The organism is Mesorhizobium sp. Cs1321R2N1, from assembly GCF_037179725.1.
Lineage (GTDB): Bacteria > Pseudomonadota > Alphaproteobacteria > Rhizobiales > Rhizobiaceae > Mesorhizobium > Mesorhizobium salmacidum.
Map to the genome: position 1 here is coordinate 1 of NZ_JAPYKP010000005.1, position 20666 is coordinate 20666.

A 20666-nucleotide genomic window follows, 5' to 3' on the forward strand; every position below is an offset into this window, starting at 1 on the left:
TGGTGTGCCGATTACAAGGGCGAGTTCATGCTCGCCGACCGGCGCTATTGCTATCCGCTGACCATCACCGACTTCGCCAGCCGCTATCTCATCGCCTGCGAGGCGCTCTCGACCACGAAGGAAGCCTGTGCCTTCACCGTGTTCGAGAGCGTCTTCAAGGAGTTCGGCCTGCCCAGCGCGATCAGGACCGACAATGGCGTTCCCTTCGCAAGTCCCAATGCGCTGTTCAATCTCAGCAAGCTGTCGGTCTGGTGGCTGCGCCTGGGCATCGACATCGAGCGCATCAAGCCGGGCTGTCCGCAGCAGAACGGGCGCCATGAACGCATGCACCTCACCTTGAAGAAGGAAACCACCAAACCGGCCGGCGCCAATTTTCTTCAGCAGCAGGCCAGGTTCGATGACTTCATCGACGAGTTCAACTCAGAACGCCCCCACCAGGCGCTCGGCATGGACTGCCCGGCAGAGCGTTACGCACCCTCAACGCGGCCCTATGCCGGCCTGCCCGATCTCGATTATCCGTTTCACGACAAGGCCGTCACCGTCACCACCTGCGGCCGCATCTGCTATAACAGCAAGAAGATCAATCTCAGCCTCGTCTTTGCCGGCCAGACCCTCGGCATCAAAAAGGTCGAGGATCACATCTGGTTGGCTAGCTTCATGGACTACGATTTGGGATATTTCGACGATGAGACATGCAGGCTCGAACCACTCCAAAACCCGTTCGGGCCAAAAGTGTTACCCATGTCTCCGGTATAAACCGTAACCTATGTGTCCAGAACGGACCGAGCGAATGGTGGTGCCCCCGGACGGAATCGAACCGCCGACCTTCGGTTTACAAAACCGCTGCTCTACCAGCTGAGCTACAAGGGCACGGCGCCCCGGTTAGCATATTTGTTGCGCCAGTAAAGACAAAACTCCGTTTTTGGGCGTCAGCCGTGGTGGATGATGCCATGGCCCGTGCTGAAATCCGCAAACGCGCTTCCTACATGAGGATGAGGGTGCAATCGCTTCGGATTGGAGTGTCGCATGATAAGGCTTGTCATCATTCTCCCTATCGTCGTCGTGGCGTGGATGCTGCTGGTGAAGCTCATCAGCGATGTGAAGAAGGCCAATGTCGACTGGACGGGCGTCACCACGATCATCGGTTTTATCGCGCTTGCCTTCTGGCTTCGCCATATCACCGGCATGGGCTGAGCTCGTGGTGAGTAAAGTGGTCATGGCTCGAACCGGTACCGCCTGCTCACTACACCGTGTTTCAAAAAATCTCCGGATCTGTCGAACCTTTTGCCGGCCCGCGCCGACTGATCCTCGGAGGCGAATGGTCGCCTCGATCAAAGGATCCAGGAGATCACTATGCTTAAGCGCAGTTTCGTTTCCGGCCTCGTCGCCATCGTCGTTGCAACCGGCGCGCTCGCCGGCACCGTCCAGTCTTCGTCGGCTCATGGCATGCATCACCATCATCGTCCTTTCGACGACTACCTCTCCTACCAGGATTACCCGGACTACCCGGATTACTGGTGGGTCTATGGCCATCATCACCACCACCATCATCATCACCACATCATCGTCTACTGAGCGCAGCCTGACGGCGTTATTGAAGAAACCAGTCCAGGAAAGGGCGGCTTCGGCCGCCCTTTCGCATTGATACGGCGCTTCCTGTCGCCGCCACGGACGATGACCCGATTGGGCGCAAGAGATGCCTCAAGCGCCGGAATCTGTATGATCAACGCCGGCGGGGCCGCCGCGCCTTCAGGCAGCGTATCCCAGCTTCTTCGAAAAAAAATCAAAACCCCGTCGAACCTTTTTCGATGCCGCGGCGACAGATGATCAAGAGGCGGATGGATCGCCTCGGTCAACGAAGCAAGGAGATCATCATGTTCAAGCGCACATTCGTTTCCGGCCTCATCGCCACCACCGTCGTCGCCACCGCTTTGGTCGGCACCGTCCAGCCATCGGCGGCTCACTCGCATCACCACGACCTCGGCATCGGCATCGCAGCCGGCGTCGGCGGTTTCGTCCTCGGCAGCCTGCTTGCCCAGCAGCAACCGCGTACGGTCTACGTCGACGAAGATGGCGGTTCCTGGCACGTCCGCCGCTGCTTCGAGCGTTACGCGAGCTACGACCCGGATTCCGATACCTATATCGGCCATGACGGCTACAGCCACTACTGCCGGCTCTGAGGGGAGGCGGACCAACGACAGGAAAGAGGGGTTGCGAGGCAGCCCCTCTTCGTCGTTTGAAGATCGTCTTCCTAGAGGTGCGTCTTCGGGTCGAGGATCGGTAAACCGGCCGCGCGGCAGGAGCCGCCAATTTGAAGCCGGGCAGCCTCCGTATCGTCGCCCATCGCGACCAGTTCAAAGCTGCTTGCGGCTTGCGGATAGACTTTGGCGATGAATGGCTTGTCGCCGCCATCGCCAGGCGAGGTCTTGGCGTTCACGGTGCCGCAGACCACGATCTCCTGGCGGCCATCCAGCGTTCGCTCGCCGGCGAGCATGGTCCCGAACCTGGCGGAGGCCGAATCCAGCAGGCGCTGGCGGACACCGGTCGTGATGATCTCTTCCAGCGCTAGTGAGATCGGGATGGGATTGACCCGCTGGCCGCCGGTATCGGGTCGTGGCGTCGTCGCCACGCATCCGCAAAGCGAAGCGGCAAGCAGAAGCTGAACTATTGTCCTCATTCGCGCCCTGTCGCATGCATTCGGGCGCCACGGCAAGACGGCCAATTTTATTCAGCGCGCGCCATGTCGGACATGCGGCTCCAAACACCTTGCCATTCGCTTGGTGATCACCTGACCGCCACGCCGCCTATCATCTTGGTCACCTGGATCGCCGCGTCGCGCACAAGCGGGCCGATCTCGGCCAGTCGGTCGGGCGTGACCCGTACCGTCGGTCCGGAAACGGAAACGCCGCCGATCGGTTCGCCATACTCGTTGAAAATGGCGGCGGCGACACAACGCATGCCGGGGTGGCGCTCCTCGTCGTCGACCGACCAGCCGCGATGCTTGGTGGCCGCCAGATCATGGGCGAGGGCGGAGATGTCGGAAAGGGTCTTGTCCGTATAGCGCTGCAGGCCCGCCTTGCGCAGGATGGCTCCGACGCGCTCCGGTTCGAGATGCGCCAGCACCGCCTTGCCGATGCCCGAGGCATGGAAGGGACTGCGCGTGCCCGGCCGGAAGAAGGCGCGGATCGCCTGGTGCGTCTCGACCTGGCTGACGAAGACCACGCAGTCGTCCTCGGCGACGCCGAGATTGGCGGTCTCGCCGGTCTTCTCCATCAGTTCCTGCATGACGATGCGGGCCCGGTCGACCAGCTTGCGACGGCGCAGGAACGCCGCGCCCATGCGATAGGTCTCGACACCGATCGACCAGAGCTGGTCTGACGTGTCGAACTCGACCATGCCGTGGTTTTCGAGCGTTGTCAGCATGCGGTAGGCGGTGGAGGCGGCGAGCCCGCTTTGCGCCGATATCTCACTGAGCGACAAGCCGCTCCCTTCCGCGACAATGGCCAGAATGCGCAAGGCACGGTCGAGCGACTGCACCGAGGCAGCTTCGGCCGGACCATTGAAGGAGCGCGGGCGCCCGCGCTGACGTTTTTCGTTCGTTTCCATAGTCGGCATTCTCGGCCGTTTCCCCCGAGAAGCAATGAAAAAGTTTTTCAGGAATTCCCGATCACAAATCCTGGAAAAGATAAAAGTCAATAAAATCAATTCATAGCCGCCATTTCCTCGAAATGAAAAAATATTCTGAAAAAATTGAAAAATCGCCCGCCCGGTGACATCCTTAGCCATCCAACAATCATCTCGTGGAGGCTGGAAATGGCCAGGATGCGCGCTGTCGATGCCGCTGTTCTCGTTCTCGAAAAGGAAGGCATTTCCTGCGCCTTCGGCGTGCCGGGCGCGGCGATCAATCCGCTGTACTCGGCCATGAAGGCGAGGGGCAGCATCCGCCATGTCCTTGCCCGCCACGTCGAAGGCGCCTCGCATATGGCCGAAGGCTATACCCGCGCCAAGGCAGGCAATATCGGTCTCTGTATCGGCACTTCGGGGCCGGCCGGCACCGACATGATCACCGGGCTCTATTCGGCCGGGGCCGATTCCGTTCCGATCCTGTGCATCACCGGACAGGCGCCGCGCGCGCGGCTGAACAAGGAGGATTTCCAGGCTGTCGACATCGCCGCCATCGCCGCGCCCGTCGCCAAATGGGCGGTGACGGTCATGGAGCCCTATCTGGTGCCGATGGCGCTGCAGAAGGCGTTCCATCTGATGCGCTCGTCGCGGCCGGGTCCGGTGCTGATCGACCTGCCGGTCGACGTCCAGTTAGCCGAGATCGAGTTCGACATCGATGCCTATGAGCCGCTGGCGCCATTCAAGCCGGCGATGACACGCGCCCAGGCCGAAAAGGCGCTGGCAATGCTCAACGCGGCCGAGAAGCCGCTGATCGTCGCCGGCGGCGGCATCATCAATGCCGACGCCTCCGACCTGCTGATCGAATTTGCCGAGATCACGGGCGTTCCGGTGATCCCGACGCTGATGGGCTGGGGCGCGATCCCCGACGACCACCGGCTGATGGCCGGTATGTGCGGGCTGCAGACCTCGCACCGCTACGGCAATGCGACGATGCTGGAGGCCGATTTCGTCTTCGGCATCGGCAACCGCTGGGCCAATCGCCACACCGGCTCGGTCGATGTTTATACAAAGGGAAAAAAGTTCATCCATGTCGACATCGAGCCCACTCAAATAGGCCGTGTCTTCGCGCCTGATCTCGGCGTCGTCTCCGATGCAGGCGCGGCGCTGAAGATGCTGCTCGACATCGCCACCGAGTGGAAGACGGCGGGCAGGCTGCGCGACTGGTCAGGCTGGGCCAAGGAATGCCAGGGCCGCAAGAAGACGATGAAGCGCAAGACGCATTTCGACCAGGTGCCGCTGAAGCCGCAGCGTGTCTACGAGGAGATGAACAAGGCGTTCGGCCGTGACGTTACCTATGTCACCACCATCGGCCTGTCGCAGATTGCCGGGGCGCAGTTCCTGCATGTCTACAAGCCGCGCAACTGGATCAATTGCGGCCAGGCCGGTCCGCTCGGTTGGACCTTGCCGGCAGCACTTGGCGTGCGCGCCGCCGATCCAGACCGCACCATAGTTGCGCTGTCGGGCGACTATGATTTCCAGTTCATGATCGAGGAACTGGCGGTCGGCGCGCAGCACAGGCTGCCCTACATCCACGTCGTCGTGAACAATGCCTATCTCGGCCTGATCCGCCAGGCCCAGCGCGGCTTCTCGATGGATTATGAGGTCAGTCTCGCCTTCGAGAACATCAACCGTACCGGCGATCCCGAGGCGGGCTACGGCGTCGACCATATCGCCGTCGCCGAGGCGATGGGCTGCAAGGCGGTCAGGGTGCGCAAGCCGGAGGAATTCGCCGGCGCCTTCAAGCAAGCGGAGCGGTTGATTAAGGAACACCAGGTTCCGGTCGTGCTCGAATTCATTCTCGAACGGGTCACCAACATCTCGATGGGGACCGAGATCGACAAGATCACCGAATTCGAGGACCTTGCCGAACGTCAGGAAGACGCGCCGACCGCGATCGTGATGCTCGACTAATTTTGTTTGAGCATCGGATTATCCCAAAACCGGTTTCCACTTTTGGGTCCGATGCTCCAGGGAGAAAGAGAATGCCGCGTTTTTCAGCCAATCTGTCGATGCTCTTTGGCGAGCATGATTTCCTCGACCGTTTCGATGCCGCCGCCCGCGCCGGCTTCAAGGGTGTCGAATATATCGGCCCTTATGATCACGCGCCCGATGTGGTGGCCGCGAGATTGAAGAAGAACGGCCTGACGCAAGTGCTGTTCAACCTGCCGGCGGGCGACTGGGCCAAGGGCGAGCGCGGCATCGCCGTGCTGCCGGATCGCGTGCCGGAATTCCGCCAGGGCATTGCCAAGGCGATCACTTATGCGCAGGCGCTTGGCTGCGGGCAGGTCAACTGCCTCGCCGGCATCGCGCCGCAGGGCATTGCACGGGATACGCTTGGAAATGTCTTTGCCGAAAATCTCGCCTTCGCGGCGGAGAAGCTGGAGCAGGCCGGCATCAAGCTGCTGATCGAACCAATCAACACGCGCGATATTCCCGGCTTCTTCCTGAACTATTCCGACCAGGCGCTGGCCCTGATCGACCGCGTTGGCTCGAAGAACCTGTACCTGCAATACGACATCTATCACATGCAGATCATGGAGGGGGATCTCGCCCGTAAAATCGAGGCAAACCTCGGCCGCATCGCGCATATCCAGCTTGCGGACAATCCCGGCCGTCACGAGCCGGGGACGGGCGAGATCAACTATCCTTTCCTCTACGACCATATCGATCGGATTGGTTATTCCGGCTGGGTGGGGGCGGAATACAAGCCGAAGGCGGGGACGGAAGCCGGACTGGGGTGGTTCAGGGAACTGACCGGGCGGGGAAGCGCGGCGGCGTAGCGGGAATTTTGCGCCACGGCACGCTGCCCTGACAGAGACGGAGAGAAACAATGGAAATCATCGGCTTCATCGGCCTCGGCATCATGGGCGCGCCTATGGCGGGGCATCTGCTCGACGCCGGCTACAGCGTCATCGCCAGCGACCACCGCTCCAAGCCGCCGGCCGATCTCATTGCCAAGGGCCTGAAGACGGTTACCGGCCATGCCGCCGTGGCCAAGGCCGCCGAGATCATCATCACCATGGTGCCGGATACCCCACAGGTGGCCGAGGTGCTGTTCGGCCAGAACGGCGTCGCGTCCGGCCTGACCAAGGGCAAACTCGTCATCGACATGAGTTCGATCTCGCCGATCGAGACAAAGGAATTCGCAAAAAGGATTAACGATCTCGGTTGTGCCTATCTCGATGCGCCGGTTTCGGGCGGTGAGGTCGGCGCCAAGGCGGCATCCCTCACCATCATGGTCGGCGGCGACGAAAACGCCTTCGAGCGTGCGAAACCGGTTTTCGAAAAGATGGGCAAGAACATCACCTTGGTCGGGCCGAACGGTGTCGGCCAGATCACCAAGGTCGCCAACCAGATCGTCGTCGCGTTGACCATTGAAGCAGTCGCCGAAGCACTTGTTTTTGCATCGAAAGCCGGCGCCGATCCGGCCAAGGTCAGGCAGGCGCTGATGGGCGGGCTGGCAGCGTCACGCATCCTCGAAGTGCATGGCGAGCGCATGGTCAAGCGCACCTTCGCTCCGGGTTTCCGCATCGAACTGCACCAGAAGGATCTCAACCTGGCACTGGAGGGTGCGAAGGCGCTCGGTGTGTCACTGCCCAACACCTCGACCACCCAGCAGCTGTTCAATTCCTGTGCGGCCAATGGCGGCGCGAAGGAAGATCATTCCGCGCTTGTGAGGGCACTGGAGCGGATGGCGAATTTCGAGGTCGGTGGCGAGCCAGCCGAAGTGAAAGGCAAAGCGGCATAGGTCGGGAGAGGGCGGCATAACGTTCCCAAGCCGTCACCTTTTGTCCTAACCCAGGAACGGGCTCCGGCAAGCGTCGCCGGAACCCGTTTTGATTCCTGGCGAGAGGCTTGCCGCTCCCAGTCAGCCGCGCTTCAGAAATGCCCGCGCCGCATAAAGGCTGACCGCCGCTGCATTCGACACGTTGAGCGAGCGGATAGCGCCGGGCATGTCGAGGCGGGCCAACGTCGTCACGGTCTCGCGCGTCTTCTGGCGCAGGCCCTTGCCTTCGGCGCCGAGCACCAGTGCTATCCGGTCTCCGGCAAAGCTGATTTCGAGTTCCGCCGGCCCGTCCGAATCAAGCCCGATGGTCTGGAAGCCGGCCTCGTGCAACTGGCCCAGCGCATCGGCGAGGTTCTTGACCTCGATCTGATCGATATGCTCCAGCGCGCCGGAGGCGGATTTTGCCAGCACGCCGGATTCCTGCGGACTATGGCGGGCCGTGGTAATCAACGCGCCGGCGCCGAAAGCCACCGCCGAACGCAGGATGGCGCCGACATTGTGCGGATCGGTGACCTGGTCGAGCACCAGCACCAGCCTGGTGTCGCCGAGTGCGTCGAGGCGCTTGGGCTTCAGCGGCTCCGCCTCGATCAGTACGCCCTGATGCACGGCGTCCGAGCCGGTAAGCTTGTCGATGTCCCTGGGTTCGACTAGTTCCGCCTTGAAGGGCAAGGCGGCGAGATCGGCTATCTCAAGGCGCTCGGCCGCATTGCGCGTCACCAGCATTTTCTTGATCCGGCGGCGCGGATTGTCGAGTGCCGCACGCACCGTATGCAGGCCGTAGAGCCGCACCAGCCCGTCGGCCGCGTTTTCGCCTGGTGGCACTGGTTGCCGGGGCTTGAACGCCGGCGCGCCGCCGCTTTTCTCGTCGCGAAAGGCGCGGCGCAGCTTCGCGTAGTGGGTGTCTTTCGGGGTATTGGAATTGTTGCTCATGGCCGGCTTCTATAGCCGTCTCCTCCCGCCAAGGATATGCCCTGTCGCCGCAGCCGGCGAACAACATCGAAAAACCCTTCCTGCGCGGTTGACACCCACTGGCCTTGCCGCCATAAGGCGCTTCGCTGGTTTCGGAGAAGACACAACTCGGGTCCGAAATTGGCGCGAATGCCTCGTTGCATGGCTCCGGCGGCAGATTGGAGAGGTGCCCGAGTGGTTAAAGGGGACGGACTGTAAATCCGTTAGCTTAGCTTACGTTGGTTCGAATCCAACCCTCTCCACCACTGCCGGCCCGGAAGCCCTGAAATGCGAAAACATCGGACCGAAAAGTGCATGGCACTTTTTAGGTGAATGCGGCACGTCAGCTTGCCGTCTGAGCCGCTCGCACGGAAACATGCCATCGCTTGATACGCATCTGGACCGGATCAGAATGGGGCAGAGGGTGATCGCAGGCACCGCTCTGTACGAAATCGACAATTGGCTCCTGTGTGAAAATGCGCGATCATTGGAAAATGGCACGCAAATTGGACGACAAACTCGATTGCAAGGCTTGCGGGACGATCCAGATGGACATTCCAGACAACGCCACGGAGTCGACGCCAATTTATTGCAGCAATTGCGGTGCTTTTCTCGGCGAATGGGGTGAATTACAGGACGATTTCTACCGCCAGGCTCGCGACGCCGAGGCATTCGACCTGCGCGACGGCAACATTATCAAGAAGTAGGATGCGATGAACGCAACCTCCGGATTGCTGCGGGGGGCTGGGTCGCCATGGGACCGCTCCTCTGTCGGCAGAGCTTATGGACAGGCCCTCCATTCGGTGAACGCTGTCAGCGCGTTTATGATCCGGCCAGCCGCATTTTGGTGGGGGCCGAATTCTCCGGTTTTGCGCCCTTGTCGAAGCACCGCCGCGCGATAATTCCCTTGAAGGCGTGGGCACTTCTCCCTCCACGACAGGAGCTGACCATGAAACACCAGACACTCGATCAACTGCAGGCCGTCGCCAGGATTGAACCCTCGGCGCCACATACGGAAATGACGCGAGATGAGCGCATCGCGCGATGGGCTGAACTTCTCGATCAGAATCCCGAGCGATGCCTTGGCGCGTTTACAGGCACCGAACACATGCATCCGGAAGCACGCGCCATGGCACGCGGCGAAGGGTCGGCAATAACTGTTGCCTTCGAAGACCCTATGCTGCGCGCGTCGGGTCTAAGGGATGACACCTATGGCGAGGCCAAGCGCTTCTTCGAACTGAACGACTGGCAACTGCATGACATCGTTTGCGATTGTCACGTAGGCGCTACCATGAAAGCGCGGTGGGCTGCGGCTCGGGTCCGCGCGACAATTGGCGGCAACAGGTTTCTTACCTGGTTGAGGCAAAGGATCATGTTCTGACGCGCCGGGCGGCTTAGGTGAGGATCGTCTCCTGTTCGCAACCGCGCGCGGTGCGACCCCACCTGACCCGTCTTGTCGATCAGTCCCTGTGCTCGTGGCATAGCCGAACGGCTGCACGATGACTTCCCTGCGTTTTGCCGGCTACGGCGGCGGCTAATCGTCTCCCTATGCCGATTGCGAAAGGGCACGGTTAAAGAGTAAGAGCATGCGCGTCTTGATGGTTTTCACGCTCCTGCTGGTTGCAATCGCAACAGCGCTCTCGCTTGCACATGCGTTAGAGCTACCGGGCAAAATGCGCCTGAAAGAGGCGACCTACAAGGCAGTGCAGACGATCTACTATCCCGGCTTCACGATCGGCGGTTTTGCCGAAATCGGAGGCATCCTCGCGCTCGCCATCCTGCTCTATTCGACGCCTTCTGCAAGTACTCGTTTCTGGTGGACGCTCGCGTCGCTATTCTTCCTGGCGGCGCAACACGCGACCTATTGGTTGGTCACACATCCCGTCAATAATTTCTGGGTGCGGGACGTCGCGATGCCGAGATCGGGCGTGGCGTTTTTCTCCATGTTTGCTCGGAAGCAAGATGGTGATTGGAGAGATTTCCGGAATATCTGGGAGATGTCGCACGTCATCAGAGCATGCCTTGCAATATCGAGCCTGACCTCAATCGCCGTTGCGGCAACGCTTTTTGCGGATGGCTGATCGGCGGGCGCCCGGCGGCAAGCCGGCAACCAAATTCGCGGAGCCTCGTTGTCGAACATCAGCCAGAGGAGGTTTCGATGAAGAAATCCTTGTCGCTTCTGGTGTTGGCTGCTGCCCTCGCGCTCGGTGCCTGTGATGACAGCACCGAACCGACGAAAGCCAACACCGACGCCGTCAACAAGAATCCGCAGGTTGACCAGGATGCCAGACCCATGTCGACGACTGGCGGCGACCAGCCGGTTACGGCGCCGGAGAGCAAATGAACCCTGTCTCATTTTGCGATACGCCACTGCTGCGCATCGCCTATCTCGATGGTGGCCCGCAAGACGGTCCGCCGGTCGTCCTGCTGCATGGTTGGCCAGACGACGCGACCACTTACGCGCGCATTTCGCCGGTCCTTCACGAGGCCGGCTTTCGGACGTTTTCGCCGTGGCTGCGAGGTTTTGGACAGACGTCGTTCCTGTCGAAAGAAACCATGCGATCCGGCGAAATTGCCGCAATGGCGCAGGACGTGCTGGACTTTGCCGATGCGCTTGGCGTCAGCCGCTTTGCGATCGTCGGTCACGACTGGGGCGCACGGATCGCCTACCTCCTGGCCTCGATCTTTCCCGATCGCATCAGTTGCTGCGCTGCGCTATCGCTTGGCTGGCAACCCGGCAAACCGGCAACGCCGGCGCCTGAACAGGCGAAGGCGTTTTGGTATCAATGGTTCATGGCAACAGCGCGCGGCGCCGAGTTCGTGCGAAAGAACCGCAAGGAATTTGCCAGATTCCAATGGGACAGCTGGAGCCCGTTGGGCTGGTTCGACGACACAATTTTCGATGAAGTGGCTGCATCCTTCGACAACCCGGATTGGCCGGACGTGACGTTGCATTCCTATCGGGTTCGCTGGGGTGAGGCGGAGCCCGATCCGTGCTACGCGGAGCTGGCCCGCCGGCAAACATCGGTCAAGATCATCACGGTGCCGACCTTGACGCTTCATGGTGGCGACGACCGTGTTGTACTGACCCCATCGTCGGAAGGACTGGAGGAGCATTTCACGGCGCCCTACAAACGAGTGGTCCTGGACGCAGTCGGGCACTTCCCGACACGTGAGGCTCCACACGAGGTTTCGCGGCTGTTGGCGAGCTTTCTCGACAGTTTCGGTAGCCGATAATCGCTTGGCTCGGCGGTCCATTGGCCTCACCGCACAAGCTGGAACCTGATCCATCGCCGCGCATTTCGTTTTCATTGATGGATCGAAACGCAATCTGACGATCAATCGATAGCCAGGGAGAATTCGGATGCAAACTTCAGTCGCAATGTCAGAACACGACTTTGGCCCACTGACGATAGAGCCGTTTGCCGGAACGGTGACCGTGCGATTTTCCGATGCTGTGGTCGCAGCCACGGAGCACGCGAAGCTAGTCAGGGAAGAGGGACAGGAGCCGACGTTCTTTATCCCTTTCGAGGACATCTATTTCGAGCTTTTCGAAAAGACCAACACCACAAGCAGCTCACCGCTCAAGGGAACCGCGAGCTATTGGCGGGTCCATGCCGTCGGTAGCTCGGCCGACGACTTCATGTGGGCATACGAGACGCCCGATACGGCAGCGCGGGCCATCGCAGGTCATGGCACCTTCGATCCGCAAAAGGCGCGCATCGATGTCGACCCTTTGGAGGACAAACGGCACACCCCGCATGTCATGGAATAGGACTATCTTCGATGTCGATGCCGGGCTTGGCATATGGTCCGTTGGGGCATCGGTGCATGCATGTCTGTGTCGATATGCAAAAGCTGTTTGCCGAGCCGTCGCAGTGGGCGACCCCCTGGATCACCCGTGTCCTTCCTCATATCGAAAGGTTGGTCGAAAGACGAGCGCCACAGACCGTCTTCACGCGCTTCCTGCCCGCGCAAAAGCCGGGGCAGGGCGTTGGTACATGGAAGCGTTATTATGAGCGCTGGGCCTCGATGGCGATCGAAAATGTTGGTCCCGAAATGGTCGGCCTGTTGCCGGCATTAGCCGCTTACTGCCCGCCAGCGGCCATCATCGACAAGCACATATACTCGCCTTGGTTCGAAGGTCACCTCCGGGCTTTTCTGAACGAACGCGACATCGATACGCTGGTCATCACCGGCGGCGAAACAGACGTGTGCGTTCTGGCCACGGTGCTCGGAGCGATCGATTTCGGCTATCGCGTGGTTCTCGTTACGGACGCGCTGTGCAGTTCTTCCGACGCAACGCATGACGCGCTGCTGACCGTTTATCACCAACGGTTCGCACAGCAGGTGGAGACCGTCGAGATGGAGACGGTTCTCTCGAACTGGATCTGACGTTGCCGGTCATTCGCCACATTCAATGCCGGCGACTTGCAATAAGTGCCGAGAAAACGCAGGCGGCAGAAGTTTTGGAATAGGTCGGCGGGGCGCGGTTATTTCGGCTGGCGCTTGTCGGGTTTTGGAGACCGCAGCAGCAAGGCGAGGGGAACAAACAGTGCCGTCGCGATGGCGCAGTAGCGAAAAACGTCGATGTAGGCGAGCAGCGAGGCCTGGCGCGCGATCAACTGCCCGAGCCAGCCGACGGCTTGCTGCTTGGCCTCAAGCATGTTCGAGCCCTGGGCGACAAAGTGATCCGTCACCTGACGCAGCAACTGCTGATAGGCCGACGACGATTGCGCGGTATGGCTGACAAGGTTCGATTGATGCAGCTGCGCGTTTTGCGCGATCACGGTGTTCGACAATGACACGCCGATGCTCCCGCCGATGTTGCGGGCGACGTTGATCAGCGCCGACGCCTGGTTGGTCTTCTGCGGCGCGAGGCCGACATAGGCCGCCGTCGAAATGGGAATGAACAGGAACGGCAGGCCGATCATCAGGAAGATGCGCGCGAAGGCAAAGAAGCGGAAGCTTGCATCCGGGGTGAGCGACGTCATGTGCCACAAGGCGACCACGACAACGGACATGCCCATCACAATCAGATATTTGGGCTGCACCAATCCGGCGGCAAATCCGGAAATCGGCATCAGGATCAGCATGGCGATGCCGCCGGGCATCATGGAAAGGCCCGACAGGGTGGCCGTATAGTCGAAGGCGGTCTGTTGCAGCTGCGGCATCAACTGCGTGGTGCTGAACAAAACGGCGCCGACCGCCATCATCACCAGGAACGACGTGCCGAACTGGCGGGAGAATAGCAGGCGAATATCGACGATCGGATCGCGGTGACGGAACTCCCATGGGATGAGCAGCAGGAACGAGATCGCCGAAATCACGGCAAAAGTCGCGATGAAACCCGATGCGAACCAGTCGTTGCGCTGACCCTCATCGAGGAAGATTTCCAGGCAGCCAAGAGCGGTGGCGACCAGGATGAACCCGACCCAATCTATTCTGAGGCCGCCCTTCAGCCGCTCCTGACGTTCGCGCTCGATCACCTCCGGCTCGACAAGCAGCCACTGCACCAAGGCAAGCGACATGATGCCGAACGGCACGTTGATGAAGAATATCCAGTGCCAGGAGAAATGGTCGGTCAGCCAGCCGCCGAGGGTCGGCCCGACTGTCGGTGCGACGATGACGGCGACGCCATAAAGGGCAAAAGCCTGGGAACGCTTCTCCGGCGGAAAGGTATCGGCAAGTATGGACTGTTCGCTCGGCGCCATGCCGCCGCCGCCGAGACCCTGCAGGATCCTGAAGAAAATAAGCATTTCCAGATTGGGCGCGAGGCCGCACAACAGGGATGCGATGGTGAACGTTGCCACGCAAAGCATGTAGTAGCGCTTCCGCCCGATCACGCTGGCCAACCAGCCGCTGACCGGGATGATTACGGAATTCGCGACCAGATAGGTAGTGATCACCCAGGTGCTCTCGTCCATCCCGGCAGCCAGGCTGCCGGCGATGTTGCGCAGGGCCACGTTGGCGATCGAGGTATCCAGCACCAGCATGAAGGTGGCGATGGAGACGACGATGGCGATCAGCCACGGGTTGCGCCCGCCGGCGGCGGACCGGCTTTCGCTTTGGTCGCTGGAGATTTCGCCAGTCATCGCACCTTGACCGTCGGCACCACCGACAGGCCCGGCCCCAGCAGCACGCCGGGCGCTTTGTCGAAGACGATCTTCACCGGCACGCGCTGCACCACCTTGACGAAGTTGCCAGTGGCGTTTTCGGCCGGCAGCAGGCTGAAGGCGGTGCCGCTACCCGCCTGGATGCTGTCGACGCGGCCATGAAAAGATCTTTCCGGATAGGCGTCGATGTCAATGTCGACCGGCTGTCCCGGCCGCATCAGATCGAGCTGTGTCTCCTTGAAGTTGGCCTTCACCCAGACTTCGTCGGGAACAAACATCATCAGAACCTGGCCTGGCTGGGCATAGGTGCCGTTGGCGACCGAAATGCTGGTTGCCCGCCCGGAGACCGGTGCGGTGACGGTTGTGCGGGACAGCATCGTACTCGCCTGGTTCTGGCTGGCCTTGGCCTGATCGAGCTTGGCTTCGGCGCTCTTGGCCTGCGCCTGCAAAACAGCGACCTGGCTCTTGGCGGCAGCCACATTGGCTTGGGCGCTGTCGAGAGCAGCCTGGTCCTGGCGCAGCGTGGAAGCGGCCTGCTGCGCCTGCTGTTGGGTGGCTGTGCCCTTGGCAAGAAGTTCACGGTTCCGCTGGTCCTCGGCTTTGGCGAAATCGAGGGCGGCCTGCGCTTGCGCCATCTGCTTCTGCGCTTCATCGATCTTTGCGTTTTGAGCTGCGATCTGAGCCCCTACGTCGACAATGTCGGCCTGCGCCGAGGCCACCCCGGCATCGGCCTGCTTGAGGCTGGCCCGATAGTCGCTGTCATCGATGCGCAACAGGACGTCGCCCGCCTTGACCGGCTGGTTGTCGGTCACGGCAAGGTCAGTGATCCGTCCTGATATCTCGGCGCTGACCGTTATCGTGCGGGCGTCGATAAAAGCGTCGTCGGTCGATTCATACTGGCGGGCATTCAGCCACCACATGACCAGCCCCACCGCAGCCAGCAGCAGCACGATCAGAATTGCAACGGACGCGTAAGGATGCCGCCGGGGAAAACCTAGGAGGCTGGGCTTTTGTTCAACCGCCTCCTTGTTCCGCGTCTCGCGCTCCGGAGCGATAGGCTCCGCCACATCGCCCATGCGTTTTGGCGACGCATCCGGTCCGGCCTTGCTCGAAGCGCCGCGCGCATTCCTGATTCTGTCTGGTTCTTCAGTCTCGGTTTTTGCGTCCACGGGGAGAACTTTCACGGATGGCGCCGACCGCTTTAACGACCGACTAAACGACAGCTCTTCACAAAAGTTCCTGACGAACAGGCTGGGCGGCATTGGTCGGGGATCAGCTCCAAAGCCACTCAACGGACGGCAAATCTGATCACCGCGATGAGGATCACGATGCCGACCAGTCCTGCGATGAAGATGATCCGGCGTGTGCGGGTGCGCAGGATGATCTCACCTTGCCGCGCCTGTTCAGCCGAAAAGACAGGGCCTTCGTCACCATTTCGATCGCTGCGCCGATCGCTCGGATCATTGCTCATGATCGCCTCCTTCCTGGAAACCTGTCGAGGACAACCACGGCCTTGCGGCTTAAGTTCCGCACGGCCGTCCAGCAAGAGAAACGATCACAGCGGTGTGAGGAGGGAACTTTGCCTCCCACGAGCAGTTTGGTCCGCTTGAGACTCCAGCCAGCCGGAAAGCCAGCCATGTCCAATTCCACAAATCGCAGCGGCCTGAGCAGACGCACCTTCATGACGGGTTCTGTTACGGCGGCGGCCGCAGTGCCTCTCATGGCCACCTCGGCAAGAGCCGTCGAGCCATCGCCCGCCAGAGCGGTCGGACCGCGCGACCTGTCGACGATCTCGCTTCGGATCAACAAGCAGGCCTACACCCTAGCACTCGACAATCGCACGAGCCTGCTTGACGCCCTGCGTGATCATGTTGGCCTGACCGGTACCAAGAAGGGTTGCGACCACGGCCAGTGCGGCGCCTGCACCGTTCTTGTCGATGGGAAGCGGGTGCTATCCTGCCTGAGCTTCGCCGTCATGAACCAGGGACTCGAGGTCACGACTGTCGAAGGCCTGGCTTCGGCCGACGGCGAACTGCACCCGGTACAGCAGGCGTTCGTCGATCATGACGCCTTTCAATGTGGCTACTGCACGCCGGGCCAAATTATGTCCGCCATCGGTTGCATCGATGAAGGCCATGCCGGTTCGGAGGATGACATCCGCGAATATATGAGCGGCAATCTGTGCCGGTGCGCGGCCTATCCGAACATCGTTGCGGCGATCATCCAGGCACGCGACGAGATCAGGAGAGCCTAGGATGCGTCCCTTCCTCTATGAAAGACCAACGAGCGTCTCGGCGGCGATCGCCATGGCGTCTCATCTTGAGGCCAGGCATGTTGCGCCAACACAGGCCAACACCCAGTTCATCGCCGGCGGCACCAATCTGGCCGACTACATGAAGCTGGGTGTCGCGCAGCCGGAGCGGTTGCTCGACCTTAACGAGCTTGCCGAGCCTGCTTTGCGTCAGATCAAAACCGACGACGACACCATCCGTTTCGGTGCGCTGGTTCGCATGGGTGAGGCAGCCGACAACAATGAAGTCAGGCGCCGCTGCCCGCTCCTTGCCGACAGTCTGAAATTCGCCGCCAGCGGCCAGCTTCGCAATATGGCCAGCCTCGCCGGCAATATCCTGCAGCGAACGCGATGCGAGTATTTTCGCGAAACCTCCTGGCCGTGCAACAAGCGGGAGCCCGGCTCCGGCTGTGCGGCGATGGAAGGGGTAAACCGCCAACATGCCGTGCTCGGCGTCAGCGATGCCTGCATCGCTACCTATCACGGTGATTTCGCGCAGGCGCTGATTGCGCTTGGCGCGGTCGTTGAAGTGGAAGGGCGGCGTGGCCAGCGCAAGATCCCGTTCGCCGGGCTGCACCGGCTTCCCGGCGACACGCCCAACATCGAGACGGATCTGGCCGCCGATGAAGTCATCGTCGCCATCGATGTTCCGCTTGGCGCATGGAGCCGTCGCTCGCGCTACCTGAAGATACGCGACCGCGAATCCTACGCATTCGCGCTGGCTTCGGCGGCGGTTGCGCTGGAGATGGATGGAAACACGGTCGGGCAAGCGCGCATCGCGCTCGGCGGCGTCGCGACGGTGCCGTGGCGCGCGAGGGCGGCGGAGGATGCGCTGCGCGGCAATGCCCTCGACGACAAGACCGCGGCAGCTGCGGCCGAAGCCGCATTCGCCGATGCCAGGCCACGAGAACACAACGCATTCAAGATACCGCTGGGAAAGCGCACGCTGGTGCGAGCGCTGCTCGAAACCCGTGACATGAAGGTCTGAGCCATGAATCAAGCCGCGCCAGTTCCAAAAGAAAACCAGGGCCAACCGGTTGTCCGCATCGACGGCAGGCTGAAGGTTACCGGACAAGCCAGCTATCCGGCCGACATCACCACGGCCAATGTCGCTTATGGCGCTCTTGCCACCAGCAGCATCGCTCGGGGCAAGGTTTCCAAACTCCATACCGATGACGCCAGGGCCGTGCCCGGAGTGCTGGACATCATCACCTATGGCGACATGGATCAGACGGACACTCCGAAATTTGGCAACACCGGTGCGAGTTCTATCGCACCCCTGCATGACAAGACGATTTTCCACGACGGCCAGATCATCGCTCTGGTCGTTGCCGAGACATTCGAGGCGGCGGAGGAAGCGTCGATGTTGATCCGCGCCGACTACGAAGACGAACCGCCCAGCGCCAGCTTCGATTCCAAAGGCGTGAAAGTGGAACCGGCGGCCGGCAAAAGCCCGATGTTGCAGGAGGATGTCAAAGCAGGCGACTTCGACGCTGCCTATGCATCCGCTGCCGTCAAGATCGACCAAAAATACTCCACACCGACCCAGCATCACAATCCGATCGAACTGTTCTCGACCACGGCGATGTGGCAAGGCGATCAACTCACCGTCCACGAGCCAAGCCAGAATGTCACCGGCTGGAAAATCGAACTTGCCCGGCAGTTGAAGATCGATCCTGCCAATGTGCGGATTGTCAGCCCTTATGTCGGGGGCGCCTTCGGTTCCAAGGGACCGATGACGGCTCGCACGGCAATTGTCGCGGTTGCCGCGCGTCGTGTTGGGCGGCCGGTACGCTGCGTCGTCAGCCGCATGCAGGCCTTCAACACCCAGACCTATCGCGCCGAGACCAGGCATCGAATCCGCATAGGCGCCAGCAAGGACGGCCGCATCACGGCGTTCGGACATGAGGGCTGGGAGGTGACGTCACGCCCTGACCCTTATGTCGTCGGCGGCACGTCCGCCACCGGCCGCATGTACAATTACGGTTCGGTGCTCACTCATGTTTCGGTCGTCCATGCCGACCGCAACACACCGGGCTACATGCGCTCACCGCCGGAGACGCCCTACGTCTACGCGCTTGAGAACGCCATGGACGAAATGGCTGTGGCGCTCGGCATGGATCCCGTCGAGTTTCGGCGCATCAACGAGCCTGAAAGAGAGCCTATCGGCGGCAAGCCATTCTCCAGCCGGTCGCTGGTCAAATGCTACGACCAGGCTGCGGAGGCCTTCGGCTGGTCGAAGCGTAATGCGGCGGTCGGATCGATGCGGGAGGGCGACTGGCTGGTCGGCATGGGGTGCGCGACCGCAATCTATCCCACGGCAAGCGCGCCATGCGCGGCCCGTGTTCGCCTGACCGCCGATGGACAAGTTCGCGTTCAGTGCGGCTCGCATGAGATCGGCACTGGTGTGCGCACCATCGCCGGGCAGATGGCCGCCGAACGTCTGGGGATAGGGATGGACAAGATCAGCGTCGAGATGGGCGACAGCGCCCTGCCGCCGGCGCCGGTCTCGGGCGGCTCGATTTCGACAGCGAGCGTCTGCTCGGCGGTTCTGAAGGCCTGCGACGCGGTGCGTGCCAAACTTTTCGCGGCAGCCGTCGCTGGAGACGGGCCGCTGGCCGGTTCCGGCAATGCCAAGCTGGAGATGGAGCAGGAGAAGATCGTGGCAAGCGGCGGCAAATCCGCCAAGCTGTCGGATGTCTTCAAGGCGATGCAGATCGGCGCGATAGAGGAATACGCCGAGTTTGCGCCGAAGGGTTCGACGCCGGAAGCACTGAAGAAGCTCTATGCCGGGCAAGCGGAGTTCCACGGCGGCGATCAGGACAAGGACTCCGTGAAATATGCCTTTGGCGCTGAATTCGTCGAAGTGCGCGTCAACAGCTACACACGCGAAATCCGGGTACCGCGCGTGGTCGGTGCCTTTGCGGCGGGACGCATCATGAACACGCGCACCGCGCGCAGCCAACTGATGGGCGGCATGATCTGGGGTATCGGCCAAGCCCTTCACGAGGCGACGGAAATCGACCGGCGCAACGCCCGCTACGTCAATCGTGACCTGCAGGACTACCTGGTGCCGGTCAACGCCGACATCAAACAAGTCGACGTCATCCTCGTTCCCGAGGTCGACCTGGACGTCAATCCGGCCGGCGTCAAAGGCTTGGGGGAGCTCGGCAATGTCGGGACCGCGGCGGCCGTGGCGAGCGCCGTGTACCATGCCACGGGCAAGCGCATTCGAGACTTGCCGATCAGGATAGACGATTTGATAAGCTGACGATCACAGGTCGCGACAGGGGGGTGACTGACGCGTAGGCTCAAAGATCCGCGGCTTTTCAAGCGCGCGACCATGCCTGCCGATCAGGGGTATCGCGGCCTCTTGCGCCAGCATCAGAGGGTTTTGCGCAGGAAGATGCGGGCAGCGTCGTGAAGGCCAAACTCAACCCTGCCAAATTCCTCGTAGCCGTGACGAACATAGAAGCCAGGCGCCTGGAAGCTGCTGGTCTCGACCACCGCACGTTGGCAACCGCGCTTCCTCGCTTCCGCTTCCACGGCAGAGAGCAGGCGGCTGCCATGTGATCTGCCCCGAATGCTTTCAGGCACGAAGAACATGTCGAGGAACAGCAAGCCGAGTTCGGTCCTGCCCCACAGGCCGCCAAGGACGTTTCCCGAGGTGTCGCGCAATACGGCGCCGATCGGCACGCGGTCGTCAACGCCGGTTTTGGCCACATTGTAGCGATAGAGGGCGGCGCCCGCCTCCGCCTTGGCGCCCATTCCCCCTGACCAGCTGAACATGGACGTCTGGCATTTGGTGTTCCGTGGCCGCAGCCTCGAGACCGGTGTCGGA

General features: G+C 61.2%; 24 protein-coding genes and 2 tRNA genes. 18 read left to right on the plus strand and 8 right to left on the minus strand.

Going from position 1 to position 20666, the window contains the following annotated elements; translation table 11 throughout:
• Window positions 1–756: integrase core domain-containing protein (locus O7A61_RS02350; protein WP_337128218.1), on the plus strand; the 756-nt coding region annotated here is incomplete at its 5' end.
• Window positions 757–794: 38 nt separating this feature from the next.
• Here the strand turns inward: O7A61_RS02350 and O7A61_RS02355 are convergent.
• Window positions 795–870, minus strand: a tRNA-Thr gene (locus O7A61_RS02355).
• 156 nt (window positions 871–1026) lie between these two features.
• Here O7A61_RS02355 and O7A61_RS02360 point away from each other — a divergent pair.
• From O7A61_RS02360 to O7A61_RS02370, 3 genes are all read left to right on the plus strand, one after another.
• Window positions 1027–1194, plus strand: a complete 168-nt coding sequence (locus O7A61_RS02360; protein ID WP_127279640.1) for a hypothetical protein — start codon at window positions 1027–1029, stop codon at window positions 1192–1194.
• Between the two features lie 159 nt (window positions 1195–1353).
• Window positions 1354–1575 carry a hypothetical protein gene (locus tag O7A61_RS02365; protein WP_337128219.1) on the plus strand — a complete coding sequence of 74 codons (222 nt, stop codon included), beginning with the start codon at window positions 1354–1356 and terminating at the stop codon, window positions 1573–1575.
• Window positions 1576–1874: 299 nt separating this feature from the next.
• Window positions 1875–2180, plus strand: coding sequence for a BA14K family protein (locus O7A61_RS02370; RefSeq protein ID WP_337128220.1), 306 nt, complete (start codon window positions 1875–1877; stop codon window positions 2178–2180).
• Between the two features lie 71 nt (window positions 2181–2251).
• Here the strand turns inward: O7A61_RS02370 and O7A61_RS02375 are convergent, their stop codons facing one another.
• A complete protein-coding gene (locus tag O7A61_RS02375) occupies window positions 2252–2677 on the minus strand; it encodes a hypothetical protein (RefSeq protein ID WP_337128221.1) in 426 nt (141 codons plus the stop codon).
• A gap of 107 nt (window positions 2678–2784) precedes the next feature.
• Complete coding sequence (gene bhcR, locus O7A61_RS02380) at window positions 2785–3606, minus strand: HTH-type transcriptional regulator BhcR (RefSeq protein ID WP_337128222.1); 822 nt, start codon at window positions 3604–3606, stop codon at window positions 2785–2787.
• A gap of 207 nt (window positions 3607–3813) precedes the next feature.
• Here bhcR and gcl point away from each other — a divergent pair, with 207 nt between their 5' ends.
• The 3 genes from gcl (at window position 3814) to O7A61_RS02395 (ending at window position 7432) form a co-directional block, all read left to right on the plus strand.
• Window positions 3814–5595, plus strand: a complete 1782-nt coding sequence (gene gcl / locus O7A61_RS02385; protein WP_337128223.1) for a glyoxylate carboligase — start codon at window positions 3814–3816, stop codon at window positions 5593–5595.
• A 71-nt stretch (window positions 5596–5666) separates the two neighbouring features.
• Entirely contained in the window at window positions 5667–6464 is a 798-nt protein-coding gene (gene otnI, locus O7A61_RS02390; RefSeq protein ID WP_337128224.1) for a 2-oxo-tetronate isomerase, read from the plus strand.
• A 50-nt stretch (window positions 6465–6514) separates the two neighbouring features.
• A complete protein-coding gene (locus O7A61_RS02395) occupies window positions 6515–7432 on the plus strand; it encodes a 2-hydroxy-3-oxopropionate reductase (protein WP_337128225.1) in 918 nt (305 codons plus the stop codon).
• Between the two features lie 120 nt (window positions 7433–7552).
• On the opposite strand, the gene O7A61_RS02400 is transcribed toward O7A61_RS02395, so the two are convergent.
• Entirely contained in the window at window positions 7553–8401 is an 849-nt protein-coding gene (locus O7A61_RS02400; protein ID WP_337128226.1) for a TrmH family RNA methyltransferase, read from the minus strand.
• 199 nt (window positions 8402–8600) lie between these two features.
• On the opposite strand from O7A61_RS02400, the gene O7A61_RS02405 reads away from it, so the two are divergent.
• The 8 genes from O7A61_RS02405 (at window position 8601) to O7A61_RS02440 (ending at window position 12814) form a co-directional block, all read left to right on the plus strand.
• Window positions 8601–8685, plus strand: a tRNA-Tyr gene (locus tag O7A61_RS02405).
• 240 nt (window positions 8686–8925) lie between these two features.
• Window positions 8926–9126, plus strand: coding sequence for a hypothetical protein (locus O7A61_RS02410; RefSeq protein ID WP_337107181.1), 201 nt, complete (start codon window positions 8926–8928; stop codon window positions 9124–9126).
• A 242-nt stretch (window positions 9127–9368) separates the two neighbouring features.
• Window positions 9369–9800, plus strand: a complete 432-nt coding sequence (locus O7A61_RS02415) for a hypothetical protein (protein WP_140711492.1) — start codon at window positions 9369–9371, stop codon at window positions 9798–9800.
• 205 nt (window positions 9801–10005) lie between these two features.
• Window positions 10006–10500, plus strand: a complete 495-nt coding sequence (locus tag O7A61_RS02420; RefSeq protein WP_337128227.1) for a DUF1772 domain-containing protein — start codon at window positions 10006–10008, stop codon at window positions 10498–10500.
• Window positions 10501–10577: 77 nt separating this feature from the next.
• Window positions 10578–10763: a hypothetical protein gene (locus O7A61_RS02425; protein ID WP_337128228.1), complete on the plus strand. Its 186-nt coding sequence runs from the start codon at window positions 10578–10580 to the stop codon at window positions 10761–10763.
• A complete protein-coding gene (locus O7A61_RS02430; RefSeq protein WP_337128229.1) occupies window positions 10760–11656 on the plus strand; it encodes an alpha/beta fold hydrolase in 897 nt (298 codons plus the stop codon). Before O7A61_RS02425 ends, O7A61_RS02430 begins: the two co-directional genes overlap by 4 nt.
• Window positions 11657–11783: 127 nt before the next feature.
• Window positions 11784–12194 carry a DUF427 domain-containing protein gene (locus tag O7A61_RS02435; RefSeq protein WP_337128230.1) on the plus strand — a complete coding sequence of 137 codons (411 nt, stop codon included), beginning with the start codon at window positions 11784–11786 and terminating at the stop codon, window positions 12192–12194.
• Window positions 12195–12205: 11 nt separating this feature from the next.
• On the plus strand, window positions 12206–12814 hold the full coding sequence (locus tag O7A61_RS02440; RefSeq protein WP_337128231.1) for a cysteine hydrolase family protein: 609 nt from the start codon (window positions 12206–12208) through the stop codon (window positions 12812–12814).
• Between the two features lie 98 nt (window positions 12815–12912).
• On the opposite strand, the gene O7A61_RS02445 is transcribed toward O7A61_RS02440, so the two are convergent.
• From O7A61_RS02445 to O7A61_RS02455, 3 genes are read right to left on the minus strand one after another with little or no spacing between them, the layout of a single operon-like run.
• Entirely contained in the window at window positions 12913–14514 is a 1602-nt protein-coding gene (locus tag O7A61_RS02445; protein ID WP_337128232.1) for a DHA2 family efflux MFS transporter permease subunit, read from the minus strand.
• Window positions 14511–15797: an HlyD family secretion protein gene (locus O7A61_RS02450; protein WP_337128233.1), complete on the minus strand. Its 1287-nt coding sequence runs from the start codon at window positions 15795–15797 to the stop codon at window positions 14511–14513. Before O7A61_RS02450 ends, O7A61_RS02445 begins: the two co-directional genes overlap by 4 nt.
• A gap of 26 nt (window positions 15798–15823) precedes the next feature.
• On the minus strand, window positions 15824–16006 hold the full coding sequence (locus O7A61_RS02455; protein WP_140711497.1) for a hypothetical protein: 183 nt from the start codon (window positions 16004–16006) through the stop codon (window positions 15824–15826).
• 165 nt (window positions 16007–16171) lie between these two features.
• Here O7A61_RS02455 and O7A61_RS02460 point away from each other — a divergent pair, with 165 nt between their 5' ends.
• Genes O7A61_RS02460 through O7A61_RS02470 form a run of 3 tightly spaced genes read left to right on the plus strand, consistent with a single transcriptional unit; the run spans window position 16172 to window position 20096 of the window.
• The gene (locus tag O7A61_RS02460; protein ID WP_337128273.1) at window positions 16172–16789 is read left to right on the plus strand and encodes a (2Fe-2S)-binding protein; all 618 of its coding nucleotides are present in this window, start codon (window positions 16172–16174) and stop codon (window positions 16787–16789) included.
• Between the two features lies 1 nt (window position 16790).
• On the plus strand, window positions 16791–17813 hold the full coding sequence (locus O7A61_RS02465; RefSeq protein WP_337128234.1) for an FAD binding domain-containing protein: 1023 nt from the start codon (window positions 16791–16793) through the stop codon (window positions 17811–17813).
• A 3-nt stretch (window positions 17814–17816) separates the two neighbouring features.
• Window positions 17817–20096 carry a xanthine dehydrogenase family protein molybdopterin-binding subunit gene (locus tag O7A61_RS02470; RefSeq protein WP_337128235.1) on the plus strand — a complete coding sequence of 760 codons (2280 nt, stop codon included), beginning with the start codon at window positions 17817–17819 and terminating at the stop codon, window positions 20094–20096.
• Window positions 20097–20209: 113 nt separating this feature from the next.
• On the opposite strand, the gene O7A61_RS02475 is transcribed toward O7A61_RS02470, so the two are convergent.
• Window positions 20210–20593: a GNAT family N-acetyltransferase gene (locus tag O7A61_RS02475; RefSeq protein WP_337128236.1), complete on the minus strand. Its 384-nt coding sequence runs from the start codon at window positions 20591–20593 to the stop codon at window positions 20210–20212.
• Window positions 20594–20666: the final 73 nt, after the last annotated feature.

Coding starts and splice junctions, on each gene's coding strand:
- O7A61_RS02450 (WP_337128233.1), bottom strand. CDS start 15,797: ATGCCGCCCAGCCTGTTCGTCAGGAACTTTTGTGAAGAGCTGTCGTTT.
- otnI (WP_337128224.1), top strand. CDS start 5,667: ATGCCGCGTTTTTCAGCCAATCTGTCGATGCTCTTTGGCGAGCATGAT.
- O7A61_RS02365 (WP_337128219.1), top strand. CDS start 1,354: ATGCTTAAGCGCAGTTTCGTTTCCGGCCTCGTCGCCATCGTCGTTGCA.
- O7A61_RS02415 (WP_140711492.1), top strand. CDS start 9,369: ATGAAACACCAGACACTCGATCAACTGCAGGCCGTCGCCAGGATTGAA.
- gcl (WP_337128223.1), top strand. CDS start 3,814: ATGGCCAGGATGCGCGCTGTCGATGCCGCTGTTCTCGTTCTCGAAAAG.
- O7A61_RS02465 (WP_337128234.1), top strand. CDS start 16,791: ATGCGTCCCTTCCTCTATGAAAGACCAACGAGCGTCTCGGCGGCGATC.
- O7A61_RS02425 (WP_337128228.1), top strand. CDS start 10,578: ATGAAGAAATCCTTGTCGCTTCTGGTGTTGGCTGCTGCCCTCGCGCTC.
- O7A61_RS02475 (WP_337128236.1), bottom strand. CDS start 20,593: ATGGGCGCCAAGGCGGAGGCGGGCGCCGCCCTCTATCGCTACAATGTG.
- O7A61_RS02440 (WP_337128231.1), top strand. CDS start 12,206: ATGTCGATGCCGGGCTTGGCATATGGTCCGTTGGGGCATCGGTGCATG.
- O7A61_RS02395 (WP_337128225.1), top strand. CDS start 6,515: ATGGAAATCATCGGCTTCATCGGCCTCGGCATCATGGGCGCGCCTATG.
- O7A61_RS02455 (WP_140711497.1), bottom strand. CDS start 16,006: ATGAGCAATGATCCGAGCGATCGGCGCAGCGATCGAAATGGTGACGAA.
- O7A61_RS02375 (WP_337128221.1), bottom strand. CDS start 2,677: ATGAGGACAATAGTTCAGCTTCTGCTTGCCGCTTCGCTTTGCGGATGC.
- O7A61_RS02360 (WP_127279640.1), top strand. CDS start 1,027: ATGATAAGGCTTGTCATCATTCTCCCTATCGTCGTCGTGGCGTGGATG.
- O7A61_RS02470 (WP_337128235.1), top strand. CDS start 17,817: ATGAATCAAGCCGCGCCAGTTCCAAAAGAAAACCAGGGCCAACCGGTT.
- bhcR (WP_337128222.1), bottom strand. CDS start 3,606: ATGGAAACGAACGAAAAACGTCAGCGCGGGCGCCCGCGCTCCTTCAAT.
- O7A61_RS02435 (WP_337128230.1), top strand. CDS start 11,784: ATGCAAACTTCAGTCGCAATGTCAGAACACGACTTTGGCCCACTGACG.
- O7A61_RS02460 (WP_337128273.1), top strand. CDS start 16,172: ATGTCCAATTCCACAAATCGCAGCGGCCTGAGCAGACGCACCTTCATG.
- O7A61_RS02430 (WP_337128229.1), top strand. CDS start 10,760: ATGAACCCTGTCTCATTTTGCGATACGCCACTGCTGCGCATCGCCTAT.
- O7A61_RS02445 (WP_337128232.1), bottom strand. CDS start 14,514: ATGACTGGCGAAATCTCCAGCGACCAAAGCGAAAGCCGGTCCGCCGCC.
- O7A61_RS02400 (WP_337128226.1), bottom strand. CDS start 8,401: ATGAGCAACAATTCCAATACCCCGAAAGACACCCACTACGCGAAGCTG.
- O7A61_RS02370 (WP_337128220.1), top strand. CDS start 1,875: ATGTTCAAGCGCACATTCGTTTCCGGCCTCATCGCCACCACCGTCGTC.
- O7A61_RS02420 (WP_337128227.1), top strand. CDS start 10,006: ATGCGCGTCTTGATGGTTTTCACGCTCCTGCTGGTTGCAATCGCAACA.